Origin of the sequence: Paenibacillus xerothermodurans, assembly GCF_002220865.2 — a bacterium.
In the GTDB taxonomy this organism is placed as follows: Bacteria; Bacillota; Bacilli; order Paenibacillales; family NBRC-103111; genus Paenibacillus_S; species Paenibacillus_S xerothermodurans.
Genome location: NZ_NHRJ02000001.1, coordinates 430,005 through 456,622 on the forward strand (window position 1 = coordinate 430,005; position 26,618 = coordinate 456,622).

21 protein-coding genes are annotated in these 26,618 nt (G+C 51.4%); 5 read left to right on the forward strand and 16 right to left on the reverse strand.

The window, feature by feature from the left end:
- Nucleotides 1-37: 37 nt before the first annotated feature.
- The 11 genes from CBW46_RS01990 to CBW46_RS02040 all read right to left on the reverse strand — a co-directional run bounded on the left by CBW46_RS01990 (nucleotide 38) and on the right by CBW46_RS02040 (nucleotide 15,504).
- Complete coding sequence (locus tag CBW46_RS01990; RefSeq protein WP_089198342.1) at nucleotides 38-1,042, reverse strand: LacI family DNA-binding transcriptional regulator; 1,005 nt, start codon at nucleotides 1,040-1,042, stop codon at nucleotides 38-40.
- A gap of 144 nt (nucleotides 1,043-1,186) precedes the next feature.
- The gene (locus tag CBW46_RS01995; protein WP_089198343.1) at nucleotides 1,187-1,783 is read right to left on the reverse strand and encodes a hypothetical protein; all 597 of its coding nucleotides are present in this window, start codon (nucleotides 1,781-1,783) and stop codon (nucleotides 1,187-1,189) included.
- Between the two features lie 194 nt (nucleotides 1,784-1,977).
- Nucleotides 1,978-2,913 carry a hypothetical protein gene (locus tag CBW46_RS02000; RefSeq protein WP_089198344.1) on the reverse strand — a complete coding sequence of 312 codons (936 nt, stop codon included), beginning with the start codon at nucleotides 2,911-2,913 and terminating at the stop codon, nucleotides 1,978-1,980.
- Between the two features lie 259 nt (nucleotides 2,914-3,172).
- A complete protein-coding gene (locus CBW46_RS02005) occupies nucleotides 3,173-5,674 on the reverse strand; it encodes a DUF4962 domain-containing protein (RefSeq protein ID WP_089198345.1) in 2,502 nt (833 codons plus the stop codon).
- On the reverse strand, nucleotides 5,671-7,812 hold the full coding sequence (locus CBW46_RS02010; protein WP_243633132.1) for a heparinase II/III domain-containing protein: 2,142 nt from the start codon (nucleotides 7,810-7,812) through the stop codon (nucleotides 5,671-5,673). The genes CBW46_RS02005 and CBW46_RS02010 overlap by 4 nt, the downstream gene beginning before the upstream one ends.
- Nucleotides 7,809-8,576, reverse strand: coding sequence for an SDR family NAD(P)-dependent oxidoreductase (locus CBW46_RS02015; protein WP_089198346.1), 768 nt, complete (start codon nucleotides 8,574-8,576; stop codon nucleotides 7,809-7,811). Before CBW46_RS02015 ends, CBW46_RS02010 begins: the two co-directional genes overlap by 4 nt.
- Before the next feature lie 311 nt (nucleotides 8,577-8,887).
- Nucleotides 8,888-10,447 (reverse strand): extracellular solute-binding protein, encoded by a 1,560-nt coding sequence (locus CBW46_RS02020; RefSeq protein WP_089198347.1) that lies wholly within the window; start codon nucleotides 10,445-10,447, stop codon nucleotides 8,888-8,890.
- Between the two features lie 155 nt (nucleotides 10,448-10,602).
- Complete coding sequence (locus CBW46_RS02025; RefSeq protein ID WP_089198348.1) at nucleotides 10,603-11,484, reverse strand: carbohydrate ABC transporter permease; 882 nt, start codon at nucleotides 11,482-11,484, stop codon at nucleotides 10,603-10,605.
- A 13-nt stretch (nucleotides 11,485-11,497) separates the two neighbouring features.
- A complete protein-coding gene (locus CBW46_RS02030; protein WP_089198349.1) occupies nucleotides 11,498-12,454 on the reverse strand; it encodes an ABC transporter permease in 957 nt (318 codons plus the stop codon).
- A 162-nt stretch (nucleotides 12,455-12,616) separates the two neighbouring features.
- Complete coding sequence (locus CBW46_RS02035; protein ID WP_089198350.1) at nucleotides 12,617-14,467, reverse strand: sensor histidine kinase; 1,851 nt, start codon at nucleotides 14,465-14,467, stop codon at nucleotides 12,617-12,619.
- Nucleotides 14,464-15,504 carry a response regulator gene (locus tag CBW46_RS02040; protein ID WP_089198351.1) on the reverse strand — a complete coding sequence of 347 codons (1,041 nt, stop codon included), beginning with the start codon at nucleotides 15,502-15,504 and terminating at the stop codon, nucleotides 14,464-14,466. Before CBW46_RS02040 ends, CBW46_RS02035 begins: the two co-directional genes overlap by 4 nt.
- Before the next feature lie 248 nt (nucleotides 15,505-15,752).
- On the opposite strand from CBW46_RS02040, the gene CBW46_RS02045 reads away from it, so the two are divergent.
- On the forward strand, nucleotides 15,753-16,388 hold the full coding sequence (locus CBW46_RS02045) for a YktB family protein (RefSeq protein ID WP_089198352.1): 636 nt from the start codon (nucleotides 15,753-15,755) through the stop codon (nucleotides 16,386-16,388).
- An 87-nt stretch (nucleotides 16,389-16,475) separates the two neighbouring features.
- Here the strand turns inward: CBW46_RS02045 and CBW46_RS02050 are convergent, their stop codons facing one another.
- On the reverse strand, nucleotides 16,476-17,651 hold the full coding sequence (locus CBW46_RS02050; protein WP_089198353.1) for an MFS transporter: 1,176 nt from the start codon (nucleotides 17,649-17,651) through the stop codon (nucleotides 16,476-16,478).
- Nucleotides 17,652-17,908: 257 nt separating this feature from the next.
- Between CBW46_RS02050 and CBW46_RS02055 the strand changes: the two genes are divergently transcribed.
- Nucleotides 17,909-19,378 (forward strand): aminotransferase class I/II-fold pyridoxal phosphate-dependent enzyme, encoded by a 1,470-nt coding sequence (locus tag CBW46_RS02055; protein WP_481353853.1) that lies wholly within the window; start codon nucleotides 17,909-17,911, stop codon nucleotides 19,376-19,378.
- Between the two features lie 400 nt (nucleotides 19,379-19,778).
- On the forward strand, nucleotides 19,779-20,198 hold the full coding sequence (locus CBW46_RS02060; protein WP_089198654.1) for a DUF1885 family protein: 420 nt from the start codon (nucleotides 19,779-19,781) through the stop codon (nucleotides 20,196-20,198).
- A gap of 242 nt (nucleotides 20,199-20,440) precedes the next feature.
- Here the strand turns inward: CBW46_RS02060 and CBW46_RS02065 are convergent, their stop codons facing one another.
- Both CBW46_RS02065 and CBW46_RS02070 read right to left on the reverse strand, forming a co-directional pair.
- A complete protein-coding gene (locus CBW46_RS02065) occupies nucleotides 20,441-20,734 on the reverse strand; it encodes a DUF1292 domain-containing protein (protein ID WP_089198355.1) in 294 nt (97 codons plus the stop codon).
- 100 nt (nucleotides 20,735-20,834) lie between these two features.
- A complete protein-coding gene (locus CBW46_RS02070) occupies nucleotides 20,835-21,449 on the reverse strand; it encodes a stalk domain-containing protein (protein ID WP_089198356.1) in 615 nt (204 codons plus the stop codon).
- A gap of 418 nt (nucleotides 21,450-21,867) precedes the next feature.
- On the opposite strand from CBW46_RS02070, the gene CBW46_RS02075 reads away from it, so the two are divergent.
- Both CBW46_RS02075 and CBW46_RS02080 read left to right on the forward strand, forming a co-directional pair.
- On the forward strand, nucleotides 21,868-22,620 hold the full coding sequence (locus CBW46_RS02075; RefSeq protein ID WP_089198357.1) for an MBL fold metallo-hydrolase: 753 nt from the start codon (nucleotides 21,868-21,870) through the stop codon (nucleotides 22,618-22,620).
- Between the two features lie 164 nt (nucleotides 22,621-22,784).
- Nucleotides 22,785-24,413, forward strand: coding sequence for an ATP-binding protein (locus CBW46_RS02080; protein WP_089198358.1), 1,629 nt, complete (start codon nucleotides 22,785-22,787; stop codon nucleotides 24,411-24,413).
- An 80-nt stretch (nucleotides 24,414-24,493) separates the two neighbouring features.
- Here the strand turns inward: CBW46_RS02080 and CBW46_RS02085 are convergent, their stop codons facing one another.
- Nucleotides 24,494-24,988: a divergent PAP2 family protein gene (locus CBW46_RS02085; protein ID WP_089198655.1), complete on the reverse strand. Its 495-nt coding sequence runs from the start codon at nucleotides 24,986-24,988 to the stop codon at nucleotides 24,494-24,496.
- 60 nt (nucleotides 24,989-25,048) lie between these two features.
- Nucleotides 25,049-26,572: a hypothetical protein gene (locus CBW46_RS02090; RefSeq protein ID WP_089198359.1), complete on the reverse strand. Its 1,524-nt coding sequence runs from the start codon at nucleotides 26,570-26,572 to the stop codon at nucleotides 25,049-25,051.
- Nucleotides 26,573-26,618 lie beyond the last annotated feature (46 nt).

Sequence of the window (26,618 nt, forward strand, 5' to 3'; positions counted from 1 at the left end):
GCGCCTCCTTTTTAGCGGGTGAAGACAGATATTTGGGTTAACGTATGATGGGTTGCACGGAATCGCGAATAACCAGCTCTGTGTGAAATAAAACCTTGCTTTTTTCAACCTGCTTCGTTTCTATGAAAGAGAGCAGTTGCGCCGCTCCCTCTCTGCTGATTTCTTCGATAGGCCTGCGCACGGTGGTCAGCGCCGGAGTCATAAACGCAGAGAAAACATGATCATCGAAACCGGCCACCGAAATATCTCCCGGTACGGAGAGCCTCCGTTCTGTAATCGCTTTAATCGCCCCTAGCGCCATATCATCATTACAGCAAAACACAGCCGTAGGCCGGTGATCCAGCTGCAGCAGACGGGTCATCGCTGCGTGTCCGCTCTCCAGATCGTAGTTGCCCTGCACCCTGTACTCCTCCCGCTGTGGAATATCGTGGCGTATCATTGCTTCCACGTAGCCGTCCAGCCTGGCTTGGGTCGATTTAAAGTTCTGCTTACCCTCAATGATTGCGATGTCTCGGTGGCCCTGAGCAATAAGATGTTCGACGATGCGGCAGGCACCCCGCTGATCGTCCGGTATGTAATTCATGACCTGTACATTCTCAACTTCCCTGTTTAATACGACAAGCGGTATTTCCAGTCCCGCCGCGTATTCAATAAATTCTTGGTCTGCTGAGCTTTGGCTCATCACTATGATGCCGTCATAGCTTTTGCGGTTCACCTTATGATAGCTTCTGTAGTCATCAATGCCGCGCACGATAAGATTGTACTCGTCTTTGATCACATGATTGACGCCTTTGAGAGATTCGTACAGAAAGCCGGCCGAGGTGCCGGTATGCAGCGTTGAAAAAAACAGCCCTAAATTGTAAGATCGATCCAATACTAGACTTTTTGCGTTGTAATTAGGGGTATAATTGAGATGCATCGCAAGCTGCCGTATTCGCTCTTTGGTCTCCTGATTGATTAACGGACTGTCGTTCAAAGCACGGGACACAGTGGTATGAGATACATTGGCCAGCTTGGCGATATCTTTGATCGTAACGCTCACTGCTACCACCTCGGACTCATCATAACACAGTGCTGCACACGTTAACAATGTGTATATCTTGCGTTGCGTTGCACTTATTTTGCGTTCGCTCTTAACCAAAAAAGAGCCTGTGCACGGCGGCACAGACTCTTGGTTTAATTAGCGTTACATCTCCAGCTGAAGCATCTCATACCTCAGTTCCGCCAATCGCTCCTTGCTTTGTTTGACGGCCTCCGCGTCATCCTGCTGAAGAGACTCGTGCAACATGGCCAGCTCGTAGTCAATCTCCAACCGCAGCACCGGAATCCGCTCGTCGGGCCGCTTTGATCGGAATGCCTGAATCATTTCCTCAACGGTAATGACATGTTCTTTCTGAAACAGCACTTTATGTTCAACACCCGAGATTTCTACCATGCGGATGATTTCTCCGAACATAATGTTCTCGATTAGTATTTGTCGATCCTTGAATCGCTTGACTACCGCATGCCCCCGGGTGTCACCGATCATTTTCTCCATCAACTCAGCGAGTTTCTCGTCTTTGAAGGAGTAGTTCCCTACAATTTTGTACCTTTCACCCAGCCGTTGGAATCTCAGCTTCACCAGCTTTCTGCCGGTGCGGATTGACACGATAAATTGTTGATCACTCTCGTTCCAGTATAACGAATATCCTTCTTGGATGAGTGCTTTAATGAAGTTGCGGATTAGCCGACGGTCAAATCGTAACTCAAGGTTGCAATATTCCACTTCATGACTCTTACTCACGGCAATCCCTCCCATAAAAAGGTACAATGTACAGATTTTAATAGAATTTTCAGACAATTCGCCACTTGCTTCTATCTTATTATGAATCATATGATTTAGCAACTTGGTTTAGTGACTATTTCTTTAACATTTTTACACAGCAGAAAAGCCCAGGGCAAGCTGCCGCTGAGTTCTTCTGCCCGAGCATGCATTCATTACTTCGATATCTGCTCCAGAAGCCTCTGTTCTTTTTCATGCTCCAGCTTTTGGGTTAAGTCGGTCCTGGCCGGTTGGTTGATCGTGTAACCGTCACTGCCGTCCTCCATTTTCTCGAGGACCAACGTGGCGCTAATGTAATGAGTCGTTGTCGCGGTCTTTCCATAGTTCGTCATCATAAACAAATACCGATAGGAATTTTCATCCAGTCTATCAACGGTAATCGGTTTGGACAGCATCGTAATATCGTCGTCCATCACATAATCTTTGTTCTCGTACGACTGGTTCATCGTGTCGTTGATGTAATTCCGAATGGCTTCGAGCCTGTGCGTGTTCACCTCATCCGTGATCACATAACGCTCTCCGCTTACGATTCTGCTTTGCGTAGGCAGCTGCTTTATACGCCGCTGAAGTTCCTCACTGCTGACATATAATTCACCCGTAAGCTGCTCTTTTGACTGTTTCAGCCCGCTCGTATCGATCCCCATCCGCCGGATATCGGACAACCGGTAATACACCAGTGACTTGTCCTTCGCGTCTTTCGCATAAGTTAACAGCACAGGATAGTCGGCGCCAAGGTAATTGACCATCGTGGAGTACGGGTTGTGAAACATGAATTCGTCGGTCGATAAATCCTGCTGTTCCACAGGCTGCTCCGGATTGATCCGGCTGTTTATGTAGATGGTTCTATTGTGGTCCTTGAATATGATATTAGCTCCGAGCAGATTGCCGAGCTCCTTCACAGGTAAATAACTTGAATCTTGATAGATCAGAGTCGGATTCGCCATCTGCACCGGAGTGCCGTTAAGCACGATATTAAAATCCGGGCGCAAATAAGCATCGACCCGCTGCAGCACATCTTGCGAATAAACGCCGGCAGTAAACGTGCCGCCCAGCACGGCTGCCATAACAAGGACGCGTTTCCATTGGTTCATTCGATCTCCAAACCTTTCTTATGTAACTTCAGCGACTGGCCTTGCACATGTTTTTTCAATAGTTCCGTCGGCCTATATATATCTATAACCATTAGTGCTTTATATTCGCCGTTAAATGACAAAATCCTCCACCGGGTAAAGGAATAATCACCATAAATGATCAAAACCCCACTGCCTGCATCCCAAGGGAATGTGACAAATGGGGTCCTGCTATGTTAGGCCGTGGATGGAGTCGAACGGCAGCAGTCACTAATGACGATCAATAAGCCTTCGGCACTTCTACTTTGTTGGTTACTCCGTTTTCTGTAAAATACAAGTGGACTCCATGGTCTTGGTCATCCATGAAATAGGAGACATACTTAGGTTCGTCCTTGCGAATGGGAACGAGCAGTGTCACGATACGGTGGCTGCGCGCCGGTCGGGCGGATGCCGTCAGATGCCACTGCCGTTCGAAGCCTTCGATTTCGGAGGGCTCCACATCTGTAAATTCATTGTGTTGAGATATATCCAAATCGCCGGAAGCACTATACACGAAGCGGCCGTCCATGTCCGCCTTCCGCCCTTGCACCTTGAAAGACTGACCATCGATTTTCATCTCATAAAGCGTGTGGAACAACCAATCGATGCGCCCGGGCTGTGACAGGTCGACATGGTCTACAACCACAATATAAGATTTTCCGAAAAAGTAGAGCTCCCGCACGCAGCGTTCCAAGTAAGGCACGTTTTCTTTATAAGCAGCGGTCGCGTTGCAGCGAGAGTAGCTGTAATTGTCGTGATTCTCTACGGCCTCGACGGTGCCGGAAGCCGCCATATTAAGCACCTTGTTCGTCCCGGCGTATTGGCCTGCTCCATCTATAAGCAAGCTGTTCGTAGCTCGGGTTTGTTTGCGCCAATTCATATGCATCGTGCTGCCAAAGGCTATGTAATAGCCGCTTTCAATGGCCAACGGTTCACCGAATGCGTGCAGCAGAAACCCGTTCTGGTCACCGTGGCTGTGGCTGATCGAACCGTACGGACTGCTCTTGGTCAAAAGCATAATGTGCCTTTCCGGATCATGCATATCTGCATGAAAGGCGACCCAGCCAATGTCCCGGAACCATTTCACCGGGTCGACCTCAGTAGGCTGCTGCGCTTCAACCGTTGGATAATCATGGAGATACATCATTTCATCGAATCGGAAGTCCCACCAGCCATAGTTGTAAAACTTCATTTCGGAATCCGTGTCGGTCGCCTTGGTCTGTTCAAAATACCATTGATACAAGCCGTTGCCGGTTATGCCCGCGAATTGCCGGATATTGAACCCCGTTTTCAAGCTGACCGGATCTCCCAATGAGGACTGATCGCCAAAGCTGGCGCGAATCGTGTCCGGGCTAAAGCAGTACAACGGAAAATCCCCGGTTTTTTGAAAAAACGGACGGCGGTAGAAATCGATATCGGTGTACTTTCTCAGCAGATTCAGCGCCTCGGTGACAAACGCCATGCCGGTCGTCCAGTACATAGGGCCCTCCGCCCATCCCCCGTCCGCGCCGCCCCAAGGAGTGTACAAGCATGAGTAGTATTCGAGGGTGTAGTTCAACCAAGAGTTCGCCTTATCCTCCTCGCCGAGCATCGCGATACAGCAGGGTACCAGCACGGAGGAGAGAGACCGGACCGCATGGCTGTCAAACGGCACATGGTGGATTTTAGAGCGTTCCATCACATGGAAAGCAACCTGCTCGGTGCGCTGCAGCAGGCGCTCGCGTACCAGCTCCCTTTCTGTCTCAGTGAGCGCATGATACAACCAATCGTACCCCCACGCCAATGCTCCGGCGATCCGAAACGCAGCTTCATCGTTGTAATCGCGGCTGGTTGTCCCTTGGGGATCCCATGCCGTTACATGCATAAGCCAAGTTTTCGCGTTCTCGATCAGTGCCCGATCTTCCAACACCACCCCGGCAATACTCAGATGGCGAATAGCATACAGCGCCTCTTGGCAATCCATATACATTTGGCGCCAGAGCTTCGCGACGCGCTTGTTGTTCGGATAGGGCAGCGGCTCGGCGATGAGAGCTCTCTCCGTCCAAGGGATAACGGAGCGATCCAAGAAAGCGTCCCAGCCGACGGACGCGGGGTTGTCACGCACTTTACGGCGAAACTCAGGCAGTTCGCTCGCCTGCAGCCACAAACGCGGATGCGCCTTCGAGGCGTGAGCGTAGCGGGAGTCTCTGCCCGCCAAAGGCGTTTCCGGCAGCCCCGGCGGCACCGTAAAGCGCCGGGTGACGCTCCACTCAGTGCGACCGAGACATGTGGATGTGTCCGCCAACAGCGCATTGTCCGGTGCACTGGCGGATCCGGCGGCGGCGCCGGAAACCAGCGCACTATCCAGTTCACCTGCGGCGCCGGTTGCATCGCCGGTTGCCGACTTATGGTCGAGTCGGCCTGCAGACCCAACAGACACCGACTGATCGTCGAATTGGCCGACGGCGCCGGCTGTGTCACCGGACGGCGGCCTACTATCGAGCAGCGCGTAACGCCAATAATATTCTCCGGGTGCCAGTGCACGTACGGGGGTGTACAAGTTGTACGGAACCGGCTGCACCGTTACGGTGAGTTCCATATCAAAATCAGGTGACGTGGAGTACTGCAAAACATAGCTGTCACCGTCGAGCTGCGCTGGAATCCAAGTAAATCTGGGCGGATTTTCTATCAGCACAGTATGTTCGTCGGGCGCATATTGTACGGTTAATACGCCGCTTTGCGGTTGATACAACGGTTTGCTCATCGCTGCTCCCTCCATGTCACACGCAGCCCTTCTGCAGGATCAAGCTGACATACCGCTTCCGTGTGTGACGTTCCAATAATTAACTTCGGTTTGGCTGCAGTTCCCTCTGAGACCCCCTGCCAGCTCACGCCCGCAGCTTCGCCGAGCTTGTAAATGTGAATGAACCGGCCGTTGCGGCCGTGCGTACGGTGAAGCACTGCCTGCAGAGCCTGGCTAGGGTCGTTCGATGTGCCAGGGGTCTGCACTTTGTACAAAGCATCCCCGGTAAAGATGAGTGCGGATTGATGGAGTACGCCTTCGACCGCGGTATCCAACATGTACCGGCACGTGAAGACCGCGGGAGCGCCAGCAGACGCCATCGCATGCTGAGAATCAGACGAGGGGCTGCTGGCGACTGCTGCAGCTATGCCGTGTTCCAACTCGTAACGCCCTAGCAGTTTCAACATGCTATATCCATCCTCTTTGAAGCCGAGCGAAGTATCACCACAGCCGTTGCACCGTGCATTCACAGCTTCAGGTGGGGTTAAACTGTGCATCCACCAATCTATAGTCTGCTCGTCCGAAAGCTGGACTTCAAACCAGTCGAGCATCCACTCGTCGGTCAGCAGCAGATGCCGCTCCAGCAGTCCCCCTTCGTATGCCTGGTCCGACTGCAGCCAGACATACGCGGTGTGGTCGGAAGCAGCAAACCGTCGGCAGCGTCCTTCATGTTCCGTCTGCGATCGGCCGCCGACGCTCACGGTGTTGTGGCTGGCCGTATGAGCAAACCACTGTTTGCGCAGCGGTGATCCGTAAGGCACCATGCCCATATCGGGCATGATTGCACCGCCAGGGTGATACAAGCTGACGTGCAGCTTATCGTAATGGCCGTGCGAGCCTCCATGCGGTCCAAAATCTGCGAGGAAGGACAACCCGCTGCCTGCCGTTCTGCCGACAACAAAGCCCGAATCCGCCAGCAGCAGTGAGCTTCTCGCGGGCATTCGCTCATCCAGTCTATTGTCTCCCGTACCGTAGACAAGCGCCTCCAACGAGTTGCGCAGCCGCTGTCCTTGTTCCATCTGCCGGTGGGCTTCCCCAAGGATCGGCGCGTACTCGGCCTTGCCGTATTTGGTCAGACCAATCTCCATGATCTCGGCGATTTCTCTTGCAAACGGCAGCCGTTCCAGCGGGCCGTCGTGCAACGCCGGCAGTACACCTTGATCGTCGGCCAGCCCGACGAGTACATCGAACATCCCCTCAAGCGATTGGCCCTGTTCGCCTGCAGCGTGATATAAGTCGATACCGAAGCGTTCGGCCATCTCTGCCGAAATCAAATACGCTCTGAGGACGAACACATGATAATACGTACTGCCCTCGTACTCCAACTGATCAGGGTGTACGCCGATCGACAGATGGTGCCGCCAGCCTCCTTCGTCCTCAATCAGTTCGACAAGCCGGTCTTTCTGACCTCTCACGGCATAAACACAGCAAAGGGCAGCATTCAACCAAGCCGTATAATTACTGGTGGGGTTGTTTCTTTCATGTATCAATATGTGGCGGTACTGCGTCATGCTGGCTTCCAGCATCACCAGGAACGTGTCGATGGCCTGCTGCTCACCGTGATTGACGCTTACGCCCTCGTCCTGCAGCAGCACGTAGGCGCGCAGCAGAGTAGTGGCCCATATAGCCTCCGTCAGCGCCTGATGGAAGGCCCGGCCCTTGAGCATCCAAGGCTGCGCGTCCGGATGCACGGGATATTGCGGGAACTGCGCCGCATAGCTTACGAGGATCTGCTTCGCAAGATCCGCGTACGCCGGCTCCTTTGTTCCCGCATAAATTGCTGCCGCCTGGAGCGCATACCGTGCCATGGACTGGTGCTTAAACACCAGCCAGGCGCCACGGTATGCGTCTCCCTCGATGCGGCAGCCGTGCGGGCATGCGAACGCGTGTGCATCGCGTTCGGCAGGGTCGAACAAGAGCTCCGCATGGTGCGTGGGGCATACATATTGATGCCACCAGCCGCCCGGCTCTTGCGGGATAATCAAGCTGCCGCCGGCATGCAGCTCATCGAGCTCCTGCTTCAACGACTGCAGCGCAGCGGCCGCCCAGGCAGTCGATGTAAGCTTCTCCGCGATAGTCATCGGCTTCATCGCATTCATCGCATGAACATCCCGCCGTTAATTTCTATCGTCTCACCGGTCAAGTAAGAAGCGAGATCGGAAACAAGGTACAACACGGCGCCGGCTACGTCTCCCGGTGTGCCTTCCCGCTTCAGCGGGATACCACCCACCGCGGCCTTGCGCGCATCATCCGTCGTGAAAGTGGCATGAAAGGCTGTTTGCCCGATGAAGCCTGGTGACACAAGATTAACGGTGATGCCGTCACCGGCCACTTCTTTGGCCAATCCTTTGGAATAACTGCTAACCGCAGCCTTGCTTGCCGCGTAAATGCTGGCACCGGGACCTCCACCATTATGCGCGGCCACCGAAGACATGTTCACTATACGGCCGGCGCCCTTGGCTTTCATGCCCGGCAATACCCGCTTGCATACGAACACCGTGCTTTTAAAGTTGACATCCATAACTTGCTCATAGAGTTCTTCAGTCATTTCCACATTCGGGCAGCGCTTGATCATATGCCCGGCGTTATTCACAAGTATATCGATGGTGCCGCCAAATGTACTCTCTACTCCTCCGACCAGCCGGTCAATCTGCGCCACGTCCGTTACGTCAGCCTGAAACAGCTCGGCATGGCCTCCGGCGGCCCGGATCGAGGCGACCGTTTCTTCCCCTTGCCATTTATTATTCATGTAGCTCACAGCGACCTTAGCACCGTTGGCAGCCAACAGCATAGCGATGGCCCGTCCAATCCCCGTGTTCGAGCCGGTGACTAGAGCGATTTTTCCTTGCAGTTGCGTATTCATACCATATTCCTCCTAATTGTGTAAGTCAGGTGCTGCACGGATATGTTGCTTTCCACGGTCTTTCCGTATCTGGTATGATTGCGAGTGGCCTCCATAGCTCGTCATCGACATCGGTTCAGCCAACCTACGCACGCGCGTCACACGCTCCCAAGCGTGACACTGGCGCACGTACCTAATTTTTCGATATTCGATATGCTGTGTATGCGTTAAGTCTACGTTCTGACCAGGGATTTCCGGTATAATCACACCCACTCCCCACGATCGCTCGCAGGGAGGTGGTGTCAGGTGTCGGTGTCAGCAGCGCCTGCGGACTACTTCCATTTTTGTGCGTCCGGACCTCTGAGCTTAATGCCGTCTTTCTTCTGGAACCGCTCATTTGCTTCTTTCAGCACTTCATTGCCGCCCTTGGCTTCCCACTCTTCTATGACTTTAGGCCAATCGGAAATGGGTTCCTTACCGTAGACCATTTTCACCATGTGAGTTATCAAAATAGGCGGAGGAGTGTCTGACAGCGGCGATACGTCCGGATTTCTCTGCATTGACTCCAACCTCGGGTCGAACTCGATGCCACCGCGGCCTTCTTTGGAAAGTACAGTATCGAACACCTTCAACAAATTTTGCCCGTCCGGCGTGGCGCTGAGGATTTGCTTGCGGTACGCATCGTCCTTCACCATGTGCAGGAATCCGCTCAAATACCGCTGCTCGGCTACTTCTTTTTCAGTTTTCGGCTCGATCGGCAGCGTCAGGTCGAACCATTTGTCCGCTTCTTCGCTCACCTGCCATTCAAAGAACTTCAGAATACCAGCCACCTTTTCCGGCGGGAGTTTGGCATTTATGAAGTAAGCACGCCCTGCGGAGGAGTAGAGATAGCCGCCACCTTTGCCATCAGGACCAGTCGGGGATGGAATAATCTTGATTTTTGCATCGGGCACGTTCTGCTTCAACTGGGTCTCCCATTGAATTAATTCCTGTGCATTCATTTCCCACATGCCGGCTTTACCTGAAAGAATAATGTTTTTGAAATTCGTTGGGTTCATTGTCGCAAATTCTTTGTTGATCAAGCCCTCGTCAAACATGGTCTTGTATGTCTGCAACGCTTTTTGCATATTTTCAGTGTCAAAGAACTTCGGCTGCACCTGGCCATCGACGAGCTCGAACTGGCTCAGATACGGATACACGTCATAAGCCCCGAAGAAAATATCCGCATATTTGAAATCCTGACGGCCCATGAACGGATGCTCCAAGCCGATCTTTTTGAAGGCACGCAGCATTTCCAGATATTCCTCCACGGTTTTCGGATCCTGTGTGATACCGGCTTTTTTCATCAAGTCTTCGCGTACCCAAGTCGCCCTCCGCGATGGATTGGAAATAAACTCCGGAATGGCATAAATCTTACCGTTCTGCGATACTTCGTCCCACGATTCCTGAGGGATCACCTTGAGCAAATTCGGTGCATGTTGTTTGATCAAATCATTGAGTTCCAAGAACACCCCGGCTTGCACCGAACCGGCCAGTTCTTTTCCGTTGGTGCCGGCACCGGCCTGAACTACGTCAGCTATGTCACCTGTTGCGAACATCTGGATCATTTTCTGTTCATAATCTTTATGCGGCACAAGTTTGATGTCCAGGTCGGTGTTGGTCTTTTGTTCGAGCTCTTTGACCCATTTGTCGTCGTTGATGTTTGCATGCTTTTCCACATAGTCGAAGTTGAGCGTGCGCAGTGAAATACTGAACTTCGTCGGCCCCTGCTGGCCTGCTGCCCCGCCGTCCGCAGACCCGTCTGCGGCGGTGCCGCCATCGCCCCCAGAGCTGCAGCCTGCGGCACTTAACGCGAGCGAGCCTGCGAGTGACCAAATCATCCATTTTTTCATAGTACCCCTCATTCCTTGATTCATTTTGTATGATAAGACGAAAGCACCTGTTAAAGCGCTTTCAGTTTCTCACCAAATTGTAGATTCGCCGGTGGTCCGCAGCCAATGGGATAATTTTGTGTCCGCCTATAGTTTTTTTAGAAACGGAGCACCTGTTATGCCTTCACCGAGCCGATCATCATGCCTTTCACGAAATACTTCTGCAGAAATGGATAAACCAGCAGTATGGGTATAGTCGCGACGAACACGGTAGCCATCTTGATTCCTTCCGGCGACATGCTCAGCGTTTCCGAGAATAGCGCGGCATTCGGGTCCATGTTGGTCGTGTCGGTATCAATCATCTGCCGCAGCTTGATCTGCAGCGGATACAAGCTGCGCTCGTTCAGATAATACAAAGCGTTCGTGTAAGAATTCCAATGGTATACCGCATAATAAATACCCATGGTCGCCATGGCGGGTTTCGACAGCGGCACAACAATCCGCCAAAGAATACCCATTTCCCCGCATCCATCAATGCGTGAGGAGTCGATCAGCTCACTCGGGATGTTCATAAAAAACGATCGCATAATGAAGAAATTGAAGGCGGCAATCGCGTTGGGAATCATAACTGCCCACAGCGTGTTCATCATGCCAAGCGATTTGATCAAGATGAACACTGGAATCAGGGGTGCACTAAAGATCATGGTGAACAGCACCATCAAAATAATGTACTTGCGGCCGACATACTCAGGCCGGGACAGCGGATACGCTAACGATGATGTCATCACGAGGTTGATGGCCGTGCCGCATACCGTAATGATCACGCTAATCAAGAATGCGCGCCAAATCGTCGGATCTTGAAACACATACTGATAATTGATCCAGGTAAATTCCACGGGCCACAAGGACACCCAGCCGTTGGTGATTGCTTTGGCACTGCTTAAGGACTGGGCGAAAATGTTCAGGTACGGCAGGAACATCGCGAGCGCCAATGCCGACAGCACGATGACATTAAAAACATTGAATACCCGCATGCCGGATGTGATTCTATGATTCATGTTCATCCCTCCCCTAGAATAAGCTTTCGCCCGTTGCTTTTTTGCTCAGTTTATTGGCAACGAACAGCATCGTCAGACCTACCAGAGATTTGAACAGCCCGACAGCCGTAGTGTAGCTGTATTCCTGCTGCAAGAGCCCTGCGCGGTAAATATACGTGTCGAGAATTTCACCGTTCTCATAGGTAAGCGGGTTAAGAAACACCCATACTCGCTCAAAGCCGTAATCGAGAAATTCGCCAATTTTCAGCAGGAATAGGATCGTGATCGTCGGCAGGATTGTTGGAATAGTGACTGCAAGTGTTTGCTGCCAACGGTTTGCGCCGTCGATTTCGGCGGCTTCATACAAGTCCGGGTTGACTCCGGCCAAGGCGGCGAGATAGATGATTGTGCCCCACCCGACCTCCTTCCAGATGCCCGATGTGACAAACACCGAGCGAATCATGGAGTTTTCCGCGAGGAAATAAATGGGCTCGAAGCCGAGCCATTTGATGAACTGATTCACTACCCCAGTGGACGGAGATAAGATACCTACCGCGATACCGCCGATGATCACCCATGACAAAAAGTGGGGCATATAAATGACCGTCTGTACAATGCGCTTTAAAGCGATCAGCCTCAGCTCGTTCAGCATCAGTGCGATAATAATAGGTGCCGGAAACGCGAGCAGGATGTCCAGACCGCCGAGAATGAAGGTGTTTTTCAAAATTCGGAGGAAGTCCGCGTGCTGAAACATCCGCTCAAAGTGCTTCAACCCAACCCATGGACTGCCGAACACCCCTTTGAAAATGTTGTAATCCTTGAACGCGATGAATGAGGCTCCGAGAGGGATGTACTTAAAAACCAGATAGTAGACAATCCCCGGTATGGTAAGCAAATAGAGCACCTTATATTTCCACATATAGTGCCACAGGCTGGTCCTGCTGCTGCGGTAGCTAATGGTATCCGCCGCTTGAAGTTTAGCCCTCGCCATAGCCGTCACCTAGTTCCCGCTTGGTTTGCATGATCATCTGCCACATTCAGAATTCCCCCTCTGTTGTGAGAAAGCGTTTACTTTTGCCTTCTTCAATATAGCGGGAACCTGCTAGGCCTAACAATGGGATGTTTTTTGACGTACTTGTGTTTTCTTTAGGTGCTAGATGTTCAGCTTGCTCGGCTTATCCGGCATGGACAGCGTGATCCGGCTTCCCCTGCCCCACTCGCTCTCTATGCTCAGGCCATATTGTTCTCCGAAAACCATCTGGATCCGCCGGTGCACATTCATCAAACCGATACCGCCACGCCTGTCGAAACCGGGGCGTACTTCTTCCTCCGCCAGTCGGTTAAGCTGCAATTGTTCTCGCAGCAGTTCAAGACGGCTGGGGCTTATGCCCACTCCGTTATCTTCCACAATGACTTGGAATAGACCGTTATCCTTGCGCGCGTCAACACAAATAGTGTGATGAGGCTCTATCCCGTTCGGAAACGCATGTTGAAAGCAGTTCTCAATGATGGGCTGCAGCGTGAGACGGACCATCTTCTCCAACAGCAGCATCGGAGCGATGATGACGTCAATTTCAAACTCCCTGTCAATGCGGTGCTGTAGAATGATCATATAATTGCGCACATGATTCAATTCGTTGGCTACCCTGATCTCCTCCAGATTCGTCTGGATCGAGTAGCGCAGCATAAAGGCCAAAGCCTCCACCATCTCCGTAATTTCGTGTGAATCTTGAACAATCGCGTAACAGTTGATCGTTTCAAGCGTGTTATATAAAAAATGCGGATTAATCTGCAGCTGCAGTGTCTGAAACTCGGCGCGGTGCCGTTCCAGCTCCGCTTCTTGGATTTTCATTGCTCCTTTTTGCTGCTCGAGCTCTGCGGCGTACACTCTAACGATCATTTCCGACAGCCGCGTGACCATCAAATTGTAACTATGGATCAGGCCGCCAATTTCGTCCGTGCGCCCGATTTCCTCAATCCGCTGCCAGTTCCCTTTTTCCGTCTCCCGCATGCTATCCTTCAGCACGTGGATAGGCGCGAGCACGGATCTTCCGAATCGGAAGGCGAGCCACATCGCGAGCACTAACGTAGCGAGACCGACAAGCAATGTCGTGGTGCGAATGATCGAGACCGGCTTACGCAGCTCGTCGACCGGCATTGAAACGACAAGCTGCCAGTTGGAATATTCTGATTTACGGGCAACAAACATGCGGTTTTCCCCTTGATAATGAGCGCTAAACGCCTTATCCCCGCTGTCCCTCAGTGCAGAATCGATGTTCCGTATAAGCTCGTCGTCAGGCTGAAACCCGGGCGGATGGTAAATTCGGCTGCCTGTATCATCTATGATGAAAAAATAGCCGTCCTTGCCGATGTTCAAGCGATCCCATATTTTTGCCAGCTCTTGAAGCTTAAATTCTATGGCAACGATGCCTTTGTAGCTGCCGTATGATGCGCCGCGGACCTTCCTGACCATAGTTATAACCGTGCCCTGGTCCTCTGGCCGAAGGCTCATGTCAAAGAACACGATTCGACCGTCATTGGGAACCATCGTCATCAAATAGTCATATTTTTCCGGCAGCAAGTCGGTATTAAGAAAATTGAAATTCTGGTTGTCATAGACCACTGACTTGCCGTTCTGTCCGACCACATAAATTGCGTTCAACTGTCGGTACAGCGGCACGATAGATTCAATGGAGTTGGAGGCGAACTTTTTGATTTGATTGGAAAAATAGTAGTATTCATACGGATCATCCGGACCAATCTCAAACAACGATCGTACATCCTGATTCGAGGAAAATGAATTGCTGAGCAGCTCGTAAGTTTGCAGATAGATATCCGTTTGGTAGGAGGCGCTTTCAATCATCTGATCCATATATTGCTCCACCTGATGATCCAAGGCTCGTGAGGACTGAATATACGCCACTGTGCCAACCGATGCGAGCGATAAAACGATAACTATCGAAAAATGAAAGTACATTTGCCCTGCCAGCGTGCGTTTTCTCATCTGTCAATCCCCAGCTTATTTCTATATTCGGACGGCAGACACCCGGCGTATTTTTTGAACGTTTTCGTGAAATGCGGATGATCTGCGTACCCAACCTCGCCGGAAATATCGGTGATCCTGTAGTGCGGCTGGGCGAGCAGCTTTTTGGCTTTCTCCATCCGCCTGCGAGTCCGGTACTGCACGAACGTTTCCCGCGTGGACTGCTTAAACAATTGGCTGAAATAAGACGCGTTCAGTCCAATCCGCTCCGCCACATCTTCGAGAGACACTTCCTCGGCCAAGTGGGCTTCGATGTAAAGCTTGGCCTCCTCTACCGGGTCTTTCAGCTTTCCTCGGCGTTTCATACGTAGCTCATCAAAGAACAATACCAGCCTGGCTTGAAACTGAGACCAAGCCGAGTCCTCGTCGTCGGCCGCATGCAGCGGTGCTCTTTCCGTGAACAAGAATATGTCTCGCGAATGCAGTCTTTTGAACAGCAATACCGTGAACTCATCCAGAAGATCGATCAATTGATGTAGCCGCAGCCGGTGGGAACTGATCTCCACGCGTGCCTGCTGCACAACTTTCACTAAGGTCTCATGATTAAGCGACCAAATGGCTGCCTCCGCCTCGCCGACCCACTCCTCGAGACGGTGCACGGAAACGAACGCCGGAGACGTGTGCTTCGAGTGCAAATATACGAGTTTCTCCAATGCTGCCTCCACCGTCTTCTTGCTGATGGGCTTCAACAAGTATTCCTTGACGCCATACGACAAACATCTTTGGGCATATTCAAAATCATTGTAGCCTGAGACCACAACGATCTGGATATCGGGATCCAGCTCCGCTGTATGACGGCACAGCTCCAATCCATCCATTTTCGGCATGCGGATGTCGGTGAACAAAAAGTCCGGACAGGATTCGCGGATCTGATTAAGCGCGTCTATGCCGTTTTCGGCCAGGCGCAAGCTGGCTATCGGCTGCCCTGATTGCTGAATCAACTTCTGTAAGCCCTTTCGAATCATCGGTTCATCGTCGGCAATCATGATTCTGTACACAGGGAACACTCCTTCGGAGAGTAGTGCAAGTCTAATGTTCAGTATACACAAAATGGTTGGAGCGTTAATAAAAAGTTACTCCCCGAGCAATTCTACTTTCGAAGGCGCGATTATCAAGAGCTGCTCGGCAGGTTGGCCGGAACTCGCAGAGCCGGGATTCGACATATATCCTCACAATTCCCCTTCGACGGCGGCTTATGGTATATTAGGTTGAAGCAATTATTTTACTCAACATGGAGCGAACAAAGATGACATTTCCGGGCTTTACTCAATCCGATTTCGAGGTTTTTTCCATTCCGGGGCTGGAGGCGCGCATGGAAGGTATTCAGAGCCGCATTCAGCCGAAGTTCAAGCTGCTTGGCGATGAGCTGACCGATGAGGCCGCTCTGCTGGCCGGCAGCGAGATGTTTTTGCATATCGCGAAGCATGCGCGGCGCAAGGTAAATCCACCGGTCGACACATGGATGGCGCTGGCCCACAACAAACGCGGATACAAGCAGTATCCTCATTTCCAGGTCGGGCTGTTCGATGACCGGGTGTTTATCTGGCTGGCGCTGATCTATGAGCTGCCTAACAAACAGAACATCGCGCAGCGTTATCTTAGCAATTTGGACAAGCTGCGGGCGCAGATTCCACAGAACTATGTGCTGTCCTTTGACCACATGAAAAAAGATGCGGTTGCATTCCAGGAATTGAGTGATGATGAATTGGCACAGGCACTGCAGCGGTTCCGGGACATTAAAAAGGCCGAGCTGCTGATCGGCTTGAATCTTGCTTCCACCGATCCCGTGGTGGCCGATGGAGAAGCATTTACACGCCTCGCTAAGCACACCCTGCACACATTGATGCCCCTTTATCAGCTGGCACGGGATACCTCTCTGTAAAAAGCTGCACTGCCGCCTCCCAACTTCCATACAACGCACGAAAGAAAGCCGCCGTTACTCCCAAAAGGGAGCACGGCGGCTTCGGGTTTAAACTTGTGGTGCAATCGACTGCGGATCACGATCTGCTGTTATAAACCGGTACAGCAGATACAGCGCGGCGAGCGACAGGATCGCTCCTGAGTAGAATGGCAGCTGTTGGCTGTACTGATATATCCCTGCACCAAGCAGCGGTCCCGTTATACGGCCCAGGCTGTCCATTGAGGAACTGAGTCCTGACGCGACGCCTTGTCCTGCATGTGTTTTTTGGGTAATCAATGAGGTGACGCACGGGCGGATCAAAGCGTTGCCTGCCGCGAACACGGACAAGTAGACCGACGCGGTAAACAGGCTGGACGACAGCAGGAGCAGAACAAAGCCGATCGCCGATAATACTAATCCGATACCGATCACACGGGGTTCCTGCCCCTTTTTGATCAACCGCCTAACCACTCCGCCTTGAATCAATGCGCCTACCACTCCGCTCACTGCGAACATGATGCCTAATTCCAGCGAGGTGGCTCCTATCTTGTCCCGCTCAAACAGCAGCAGTGTCGCCTCCAGCCCCGCCAATGCGAAGGACACGAAGAAAGACAGAACGTACAAATACTTCACGGATCCAACGAATGCAGTCCACCGGGACGGCTTCTTGTCCTGTAGTTTGCGGCGTTTCTCTTCCGTTAACGATTCAGGGAGCATCACCATGGCAAACACAAAAGTAGCCAACGCCAAAACCGACGCGGTATAGAAAGGAATCTGATAACCCCACTGGCTAAGTATACCGCCGACTGCCGGGCCGAAGATAAAGCCTAGCCCGATGGACATACCGACCAGTCCCATGCCTTTGGTTCGATTGTCTTCCGTCGTTATGTCGGCTACGTATGCGACCGCACAGGCCGTCGCTGCTCCGGAGAACAGTCCGCCGAGAATGCGCGAGGCATACATGAGCAGTAGATTATCGCCCGCTACGCCGAACAGGAAAAAGCTGATACTGAAGCCTAGTGTGCCGAGCATAATCAGCGGTCTTCTGCCGACACGGTCCGATATACTTCCCCAGACAGGCGACATGACAAAAGATGCCAATGAATACACGGACAGCAGCATGCCCAGATGAAAACCGCTTGCCCCATTGCCTGTGATCGCATCGGGCAGCACCGGAATAATGATGCCGAAGCCGATAAATATCGTCATCAGCAGTACCATAATGATGGCCAGCTGTTTTTTCATAACTGATGTGTAACCCCCCGACAAATTAGTATTCTTATCGTATCATACCTTTTTTTCACAAAGAAATAAAACAAGTCAACATTAACAAAATCGACAAACGTGCGGCCGTGTTAACAGTCGTTCATAATCCAGGGCAAAATAACAAATACTGAGTAAAGACTGCACAAACTATGAAACACACTTGCAACCGTGTCGGATTATAGTTTAGTATAAGTAAGATTTGGCGTTATCATTTCATCAGGAAGGTAGGGATGGCAGTGGATCATCAGCGCACGCCCCTATTCTCGGCTCTAAAAGAACACGCCGAGCGTAATCCGGTACAGTTTCATATTCCAGGACACAAAAAAGGAGTCGGCATGGACCCCGAGTTCCGCCGGTTTATCGGCGATAACGCACTGTCCATCGACCTTATTAATATAGCACCTCTCGATGACCTCCACCAGCCAACCGGCGTGATCGAAGAGGCCCAGCGCATGGCGGCCGATGCCTTTGGCGCCGATTATACATTCTTCTCCGTGCAGGGTACGAGCGGAGCGATTATGACGATGATTCTCAGCGTGTGCTCGGAAGGCGACAAAATTATCGTGCCCCGCAACGTCCATAAATCCGTTATGTCGGCCATCATTTTCGCAGGTGCTAAGCCGGTATTTGTCTCTCCCGTGCGGGATGAAAATCTCGGCATAGAGCACGGCGTGACAACCCGTTCGATACGGCGGGCATTGGAAAAGCATCCCGATGCAAAAGCGGTGCTAGTCATCAACCCTACATATTATGGGGTGTGTGCAAATCTTAAAGAAATCGTCGATCTTGTGCACAGCTACGACATGCCCGTTCTGGTGGATGAAGCGCACGGCGTGTTGATCCACTTTAGCGATAAATTGCCGATTTCAGCTATGGACGCCGGCGCGGATATGGCAGCAACCAGCGTACACAAGCTCGGAGGGTCGCTCACACAGAGCTCGGTGCTGAACGTCAAGGCAGGTCGTGTCAACCCGGCCCGTGTCAAAACGATGATGAGTATGTTAACTACAACGTCCACTTCATATATTCTGCTCGCCTCGCTGGATACGGCCCGCCGGCATCTCGCCCTGAATGGAGCCGAGATGGCCGAGCATGCTATCGAGTTAGCGCAGTATGCCCGCCGCACAATCAATGAAATACCGGGCTTGAGCTGCTTCGGTGAAGACATTCTCGGCACAGAGGCAACTTACGATTATGACCCCACCAAGGTGAACATCCACGTCCGTCACTTGGGCATAACCGGCTATGACGCGGAAAATTGGCTGCGCGAGCGCTACAATATCGAAGTCGAACTGAGCGATATGTACAACATTTTATGCCTGATCACGCCGGGTGACACACGCGAAGACATAGATACGCTTCTCACTGCGCTGAGAGAGCTGTCACGCGAGAACTATAGCCTTCGCCCAGCTACGGAGCTGGTCATTAAGATCCCGAAAATTCCGCAGCTCACGCTATCTCCAAGGGATGCGTTCTACGGGGATACCGAAACCATTCCGTTCAAGGCGTCGGCTGACCGTATCATCGCAGAGTTCATCTACGTGTATCCACCCGGGATTCCGATCCTGCTGCCCGGGGAGGTCATATCACAGGATTTAATCGATTATATCACGGAGCACGTGGATGTGGGCCTCCCGGTGAAGGGGCCGGAAGACCGCAGCATCCAAAACGTAAAAGTGATCGTGGAAACAAACGCCATATTCTAACGCAGCATCTTCTGGGAGCAGGCCGATATTTGTAGGCTTGTTCCCTTTTTTGTTGGCTGCCGGTCTACTGTGACCTTTCTAGAGTGGTCCTTAGAGCGGCCGCTGAGAGCTGTCATGAGCGTGGTCACTTGGAGCACTGCTTAGAGCAGTGACTTAGAGCAGTCACTTAGAGCAGTCACTTAGAGCAGTCACTTAGAGCAGTCACTCAGAGCAGTGACTTAGAGCAGTCACTTAGAGCAGTAACTTAGAGCAGTCACTTAGAGCAGTCACTTACGCGCTTGCGCGGCCGCAACTGTCACTGCCGCGCCGTATTGTCAAACGCGCTTGCTAAATGCTATGATGTGGATGGAGTTAGGATATGAAAACCTTTCCAGTCTATTCACAGGCAGGTGTGGCGATGATGGCTCAGAGCGCTTATATCAATTTTGTCGATGGCTCCACGGTACCTTCCCTGACTCTTGATGACTTACGAAACCAGCTTCTCCACTACAAAGAACAATTGAATTTGACAGGCAAACAGTTGGGCTGGGACTACGAGGATTCCGGATTTCCGTATTCAATTGAGACGAAACCAGAAGCTGAAGGCAAATGGTTCTATCTTAAGGGCAATAATTCGTTGTACAAATACATCGTCATGGGCTTAGGCAGCACCCAGGATGGTGATAAGACACGGCACTATGTGCAGGTGGTGCTGCCCGACGATTGCACGCATGGGGACAAGGCGAAAGGTAACGAGTTTTGCAAGTACCTGGCTAAGCTCTGGAAGGCCGAGCTGCACTTGTTTAACGGCCGCGTGATGTACTTCAACCCTCGTAAGTGACATCTAAGCACACATAACCGTTCAAGCCGTTAACAGCGGCCTGAGCGGTATGTGTGTGCCGGCCTGACCGACTGCATCACGGCAACATGAATACGCGTTCATGATCGGGCCACTGAACGTGAAGTGACATATGCGGTGTGCACGCCGGCCGCACCTTGATAGCTCTTCCATCCGGGTAATTCCATCCCGCTGAAGCACAAAAAACCCCTCTTGTCGCGACAAGAAGGGCTTCTGCTGCGCTCTTATTGTGTTTCCTGTTCTTCGATAATCTGGTTGTAAATCTGGACAACACGTTCCCATTCTTCCTCATCTTCGATGCTTGCGAGATATGCTTCCTCATTTTCTTCTTCGATTCTGAAAATCACACCGTCCGCCTCGGGATCGTTGCGGTCCAGTAAAACCGCGTAAGGCTGATCGCTGGCTTCGAAGGTGTATACCATCACCATTTCGTGTTCTACGCCGTCTTTATCGGTCACGATGAAAACATCATCGTCATGATCATGATCGCAGGATTCGTCATGAATGTGATCGCTCATGGGAAGACCTCGTTTCTTCTAGAATTTTAGTTGCCCATGCGTATCGTATCACTTTCATGCCGACAAATCAAACCATTGCCATATGCGCCGATATCTCCCATTATTCCGACACGATCACTTTCTCAGCGACGACCGTGTAGTCTGAACCTTCATCCAACTGAATGGCAAACTTGACCACATAATCCCCTTTTTCCTTGAACGCCACGGTGAAAGGCCATGAATACCAGAAGCTTTCCTTCTCTCCGCCGGCCGCTTTCACGTGTGGATCTACTGCCTGCGATCCACTAGGCGATTCAATGGAAATCCGGAACGAGTGGTACGGAGTCTTCAATGTATCCACCTGTGCGAACACAGCGAAATCAATTTGCTTGCCGTGCGGCACACGGCCAAACGGCATCTTGATGGAATCTGTGCTGACATGCTCTGATACGAGCAAATTCACATTAGGCGTGTAAACCGATACCGTTTGGGTGGAATTATTCCAACGCACCAACGCATGCAGCGATTCCGACAACTGGCGCACGGGGAAGACGGCATTACCTTCTATTAAAAAAGGGGGCGCTTCTTCTTCCTGAAACCGCTGTTCCTTCCCATTGATAAGCATCTTCACCTTATCGAAGCCCTGATAGTCCCCCCATATTGAACTGGCCAATGCTCCTGTCGTGCCAAACAACGACATAGACAGCACAAGCGTTAACAAGCGCGGTGCTTTCATTATAACGTAACCTCCATCGTGAGTTGTTCTTGTACTCTATCACTTTATACTCCCCGCTCGCGTAAGAGTTGCGGCGATGATCTGAAAAAAATGACTATATTTTGTTCGGCTGGCAACTATATATGGTGTAAAAACAAACGTATTTATAATAACACTACAACATATGCCAACCTTTGCATGAAACAGAATGAAGGGTATCAAGCGGCAGCCGCGGGTGTTTAGGTAAAGCGCCGGAGTGATCATATGTTCGCCTGCATCAAAACAAGGTCCTGAGAATTATTTCACAAACTCTGGTTGTGATATAGCGGAAACCGGTTAATTTTACCTAATTGTATGTATACCATCTTGTATTTGCTTGCTAAACCATGATAGATTTAAAAAGATGCAAGTGCTGTGGAACTAGAGCGGAGGATCGTGGATGAGCCTGCAAATCCAAATGATCGGCACCGGGAGTGCCTTTGCCAAAAAGTTTTATAACAACAACGCGTTGGTAAAATGCAATGGCTTTCAGTTGTTAATCGATTGTGGTGTGACAGCACCCCGCGCGCTTCATGAGCTCGGTGTTCCGATCACCGGGATTGACGGCATATTGATCACTCACATCCATGCGGACCATGTGGGCGGGATCGAAGAGTTCGCGTTTCGATTAAAGTATAAATACGGCATGACTATCAAGTTGTTCGTGCCAGCCGCACTCGTGAATCCGCTATGGGATCATTCCTTACGCGGGGGCCTGGAAAATAAAGCGGAAGGCTTAGAACAATTAGCGGATTATTTTGATGTAGTTGCGCTCGAGGAAGCGGTTGTACATGAAATTCATCCTGGACTTACGGTTGAATTAGTTCGTTCGCAGCATATTGCCGGGAAAGCGAGCTATTCCCTACTATTAAACAATTTGCTCTTTTACAGCTCGGATGCGAGATTCAACTACGCACAGCTGGTGGAATTGAGTACCAGCGGACGGTGCAAGTACATATTGCATGATTGTCAGTTGGCTGAGCCGGCCGCCGTCCACGCGACCTTGAATGAGCTGTTAACCTTGCCTGAGGCGGTGCAAGAAATGATTATGCTCATGCATTATGACGATGAGATGGAGCAATTTATTGGAAAAAGCGGAAAGATGAGTTTCATGCAACAACATAAAACCTACAGTTTCACCGAAGCAACCTGACCTCCTGTAGGCCGGGTTTTTTGCGCTGGTCGCGCTCCGCGCCGGCGGGAAAGCGGTGTTTTAATGACACCTTGCTCTCTGCTGCCCGGCCGCAGGGTTTACCCGCGCACCACATGTGGTACTAACCTTTCATTTTTTACATTTGAAGCAGGGAGTTTGAAAGCATGAGCTATAATTGGATCCTCTTAGCGTATGTATCTGTCATATGTACCTCATCCATTCTGTTTGATCAAACTACGCATCCACTGGTGCTCGTGATCATCGCCGCTGTTTACATGCTTGTCCACTTTGCGGAAAAACGTATATTTTTGCCTACAGTGTTCGAAATGGGCCTGCTGGTCGCCTTCCATTGGCTCAGCCAGATGGATTGGTGTTTACCGCTCTACTTGGCTCAGATGGGCAAGCATTTTTACAAAATCCGTAATTTGAACTCGGCCTCGGCGGTTAGCGTGCTGTACACACTGACTTATGCGTTGGTCTCGTTTTCTTATATGCCTTATTCGCCGTACGGCATCGTCGCGGTGCTATTTAGCTCGGTCAGCTGCCTCATCTTTGCGGTGTTATTTTACCGCTACATCCATACCATTGAAAACCACGCCCGACAATTGAAAAATGAAAAAAAACATCTCAGTACCCACGACAATCTCACCGGCCTCTACAACTATGAAGAGTGCCACCGCCAATTAACACAGCTGGTTGAAGCGCAGGCAGCAATCGTGTTGGTGCTGATCGACTGCAAAGATCTGAAATCTCTTAACACGACTAACGGCTTTCACGGTGTCAACCGTATATTGCAGCAAGCCGCTCAGCTGTTAAGGATTATGTTCCCCGAAGCGCTCATAATCAGCAGATATGGCGGCGATGAATTCGCTATTGTGTTGGAAGCCAACCGTCCACAGAAAGTTATGAATACGATTTCACAGCAGCTGGCGTACGAATTTCCCAAGCTCACAGGCATTGAAATCAACTACGGCATGGCGTTCTATCCCAATGATGGCCTGTCCAAGGATGACTTAATATTTAACGCCGAACAGAGCCTGTACGATATGAAGAGAGAATCTTGGCTGAAGCGGGAAGAACATATGCTGCGCTCGGAGAAGCTCCGTGTGGTCGGTGAACTGGCTTCCGGCATGGCACACGAAATTCGTAACCCGCTTACCACCATCAAGGGTTTTCTGCAGCTCTCCAGAGCGGATAATTTCAACGTCCGGCCCTGGTATGATCTGATCATGGACGAGATTACGCGTATGAGCATGCTCACAGCTGAATTTTTGCAGTTTTCGAAGCCCCACGCGATGCAGTTCAAAGTCCACTCCATTCAAAATTGCATACAGCGGGTAATCTCACTGCTCGATTCAGAGGCATCACGTTTGGGGCACAGCATCCGGTTCGACGATCATCCGGAGCCCGTGTACATACTGATGGACCAAGATAAAATCCTCCAGCTATTGCTGAACTTAATCAAAAACGCGCTGGAAGCCATGCCGGACCAAGGACTGGTCCACATACGTTTATTATCCAAGAACAACCAGGCGACGTTTGAGATCGCCGACACAGGTAAAGGTATACCTGAAACGGAGCTCGATAAAATTTTTGTTCCTTTCTACACTACTAAGGATTCCGGCACCGGCCTCGGATTATCAATCTGCCATAAAATCGTGCAGGACCATCAAGGCACGATGGAAGTAGAAAGCGTGTTAGACAAAGGCACGAAATTCATCATCACAATCCCCACCGCCTCGCCCGATCACTCACCTGCCGCAGTTGTATCAAACGGTATGCATGTGTGTTAATGTTCAGTTGTTCCTACACAGCCAAACCCACCCTTAATGCCACCGCATAATACCATGGCGCCCGGAGTGGGTTTTTCGTTTTAACACAACCATCCGCGCAGCCGTTGTTTCGGGCTTGGTTTTTCCATCGCATAGCTCAACGCGCCAGTGCAGATGCCCAGCAGCGCCCCACCCGCCACTTCACTCGGAAGATGCCCCAAGCTCTCCTCCAACCTCCGTCTGATTCGTTCCTTATGAACGATTGAAGGATTTTGCTGCACCAACATATCAAACGCATCCTCCAGCGCATTCACTCCGGTAGCAATCTGTCCGGCATGCCGGCGAATCCCCATAGCGTCATACATAACAATCAGGCAAAGTACACCGGCCAAGGCGAAGGAGAGGCTGTCAATACCTTTTTTTAAACCTATGTACGTGGTGAGCGAATTAACCGCCGCGGAATGGGAGCTTGGCATCCCGCCCGTTTTGAAAAACAAATTCCAATCCCATTGTCCCGTCCTGAGCTGCGTGATGGGAATTTTGGAAAATTGAGCTAATCCGATTGTCGCTGCCGCTGTGAGCAAAGCTCGGTTCACTGTTATCACCTCACTTATAGAATCCTTAATCACAGTTGATTCTATGCGCATGCAGCTGAGCTAATTGGCCTCCATGAACAGACTGCTCCCCTCCTCATCCCACCGGGAGCGAACCCCCAACAGCTGTGGCAGATCGTCGATGCACACGAGCGCCTCACGGCCCCGGATCATCATCGGCTTCAGAAGCTTGACGCGTGTGCCGCCCACGAACGCATGAGTTTGATCCATCATCAGCTCTACATGACGGCCATTAAATTTCACCTTTGTCTCTGGGCCGTACAGCCCTGCCAGCGGATCGTGCGGCTGGCGCTCGTTTTTTGCCGCCCTGTCAAACACCTGCAAGGGAATATACACGCTGCCGTCCCCGGCCTCGTAGCGCGGAGCTGACTGCATTTGTTTACCGTTGAAAAATAAGTGCACCAGCGGCCATTTGTCCATACCCTCAGCTTGCAGCGCAGCGTCAATGCCGTGGTCGCGCAAAGGCGGTGAAGCCGCAGATAATTGACGACTGTGAGTGTCATAAACGAGCCAGTTGCTGTACATCGGTGTATAGATGAATTGTTTACTTTCAGCATCCAGCGCCCAGATTCGTACGTTCAGTTTGAATGACTGCATCTGCCGCACAATATGGCTGAGCTCAAGCGCCGCATGTACCGCAGACATGCCATGTCCGCGCACTTGAGTGGTCCAGCTCACAGGCAACCCGCCACGGTCTGCAAACGCCGTGATACGTACCGCATAATCTATAGTTTGGCGATGAGCCGTGGCTGCGGAAGAAAACATCAGGTCATATTCAGAGCTTGCGGTATCTACCGCCTGCCATGCCTCTAGTACGGGCGCTCGTATTGGCTCCACATGCTTGAGTCCCGCCGCCTTTTCCCAATATCGTCTTAACTCCGGCAGCGACTGTGGCGATGGTATGTATTCATTCTCATGACGCGGCAGCCCGGCGGCACCCTCCGTTTGATCGACATGCAGCATTCCGCCCGCTCCGAACAACATGACGTAATCCTCCGCCATAATTTCGCCTGGATCCCATTTATGTATATAAGGCAGCTGACTGCCAAACCAGCGCACAGGAACTCCGCTGAGCTGCCGAAGCTTCGCCCAAGCCGAAAGCTCTGTGACCAGTTCGGGCGTGAAGCCTTCTTTTTGCTTAAGCCAATAGTATGTGAAGTGATGCCCGTACTCATGGACAAGCGTTCGCTCAACCGGCAGCGTATCCACTTCAAACAACCTTATGGTTTTCGTGGCCTCGTCATAATGCCCTGCGCGCAAGCCGCTTTCGCCGGTACTCTTTTGAGGGAACAGCACTACCCGCTCCAGCTGTCCGAACTCTTCGCCATGCTCGCATCCTAGCAATATTTCATACAATTGTTGTAGCTTTTGCTGATCCCATAGTGAGCTGTAACTCAGAAAACGTATCCCCTCCGGACTGATGAACTCGGCCGCGGCAGGCTCTTTCTCGACAGTCAGTACGTAGGATAACCGCGTGTGCTCTCCGCCGCCTGTTACAGCCGCATGCACGGCGTTGGGCGTTAGTGAGCATATAATCAGCAGAGCCGCCAATAGTATTTGCTTCAATAAGAGGTCACCCCCGGCGTCGGATTGGATGCGCGATGACACGGGC

What these genes read in the sequence shown, in the direction of transcription:
- CBW46_RS02030 (WP_089198349.1), bottom strand. Translation starts at nt 12,454, where the DNA reads ATGGCGAGGGCTAAACTTCAAGCGGCGGATACCATTAGCTACCGCAGC.
- CBW46_RS02050 (WP_089198353.1), bottom strand. Translation starts at nt 17,651, where the DNA reads ATGAAAAAACAGCTGGCCATCATTATGGTACTGCTGATGACGATATTT.
- CBW46_RS02075 (WP_089198357.1), top strand. Translation starts at nt 21,868, where the DNA reads ATGAGCCTGCAAATCCAAATGATCGGCACCGGGAGTGCCTTTGCCAAA.
- CBW46_RS02035 (WP_089198350.1), bottom strand. Translation starts at nt 14,467, where the DNA reads ATGAGAAAACGCACGCTGGCAGGGCAAATGTACTTTCATTTTTCGATA.
- CBW46_RS02020 (WP_089198347.1), bottom strand. Translation starts at nt 10,447, where the DNA reads ATGAAAAAATGGATGATTTGGTCACTCGCAGGCTCGCTCGCGTTAAGT.
- CBW46_RS02000 (WP_089198344.1), bottom strand. Translation starts at nt 2,913, where the DNA reads ATGAACCAATGGAAACGCGTCCTTGTTATGGCAGCCGTGCTGGGCGGC.
- CBW46_RS02025 (WP_089198348.1), bottom strand. Translation starts at nt 11,484, where the DNA reads ATGAATCATAGAATCACATCCGGCATGCGGGTATTCAATGTTTTTAAT.
- CBW46_RS02005 (WP_089198345.1), bottom strand. Translation starts at nt 5,674, where the DNA reads ATGAGCAAACCGTTGTATCAACCGCAAAGCGGCGTATTAACCGTACAA.
- CBW46_RS02065 (WP_089198355.1), bottom strand. Translation starts at nt 20,734, where the DNA reads ATGAGCGATCACATTCATGACGAATCCTGCGATCATGATCATGACGAT.
- CBW46_RS02070 (WP_089198356.1), bottom strand. Translation starts at nt 21,449, where the DNA reads ATGAAAGCACCGCGCTTGTTAACGCTTGTGCTGTCTATGTCGTTGTTT.
- CBW46_RS02010 (WP_243633132.1), bottom strand. Translation starts at nt 7,812, where the DNA reads ATGAATGCGATGAAGCCGATGACTATCGCGGAGAAGCTTACATCGACT.
- CBW46_RS02080 (WP_089198358.1), top strand. Translation starts at nt 22,785, where the DNA reads ATGAGCTATAATTGGATCCTCTTAGCGTATGTATCTGTCATATGTACC.
- CBW46_RS02060 (WP_089198654.1), top strand. Translation starts at nt 19,779, where the DNA reads ATGGCTCAGAGCGCTTATATCAATTTTGTCGATGGCTCCACGGTACCT.
- CBW46_RS02045 (WP_089198352.1), top strand. Translation starts at nt 15,753, where the DNA reads ATGACATTTCCGGGCTTTACTCAATCCGATTTCGAGGTTTTTTCCATT.
- CBW46_RS02015 (WP_089198346.1), bottom strand. Translation starts at nt 8,576, where the DNA reads ATGAATACGCAACTGCAAGGAAAAATCGCTCTAGTCACCGGCTCGAAC.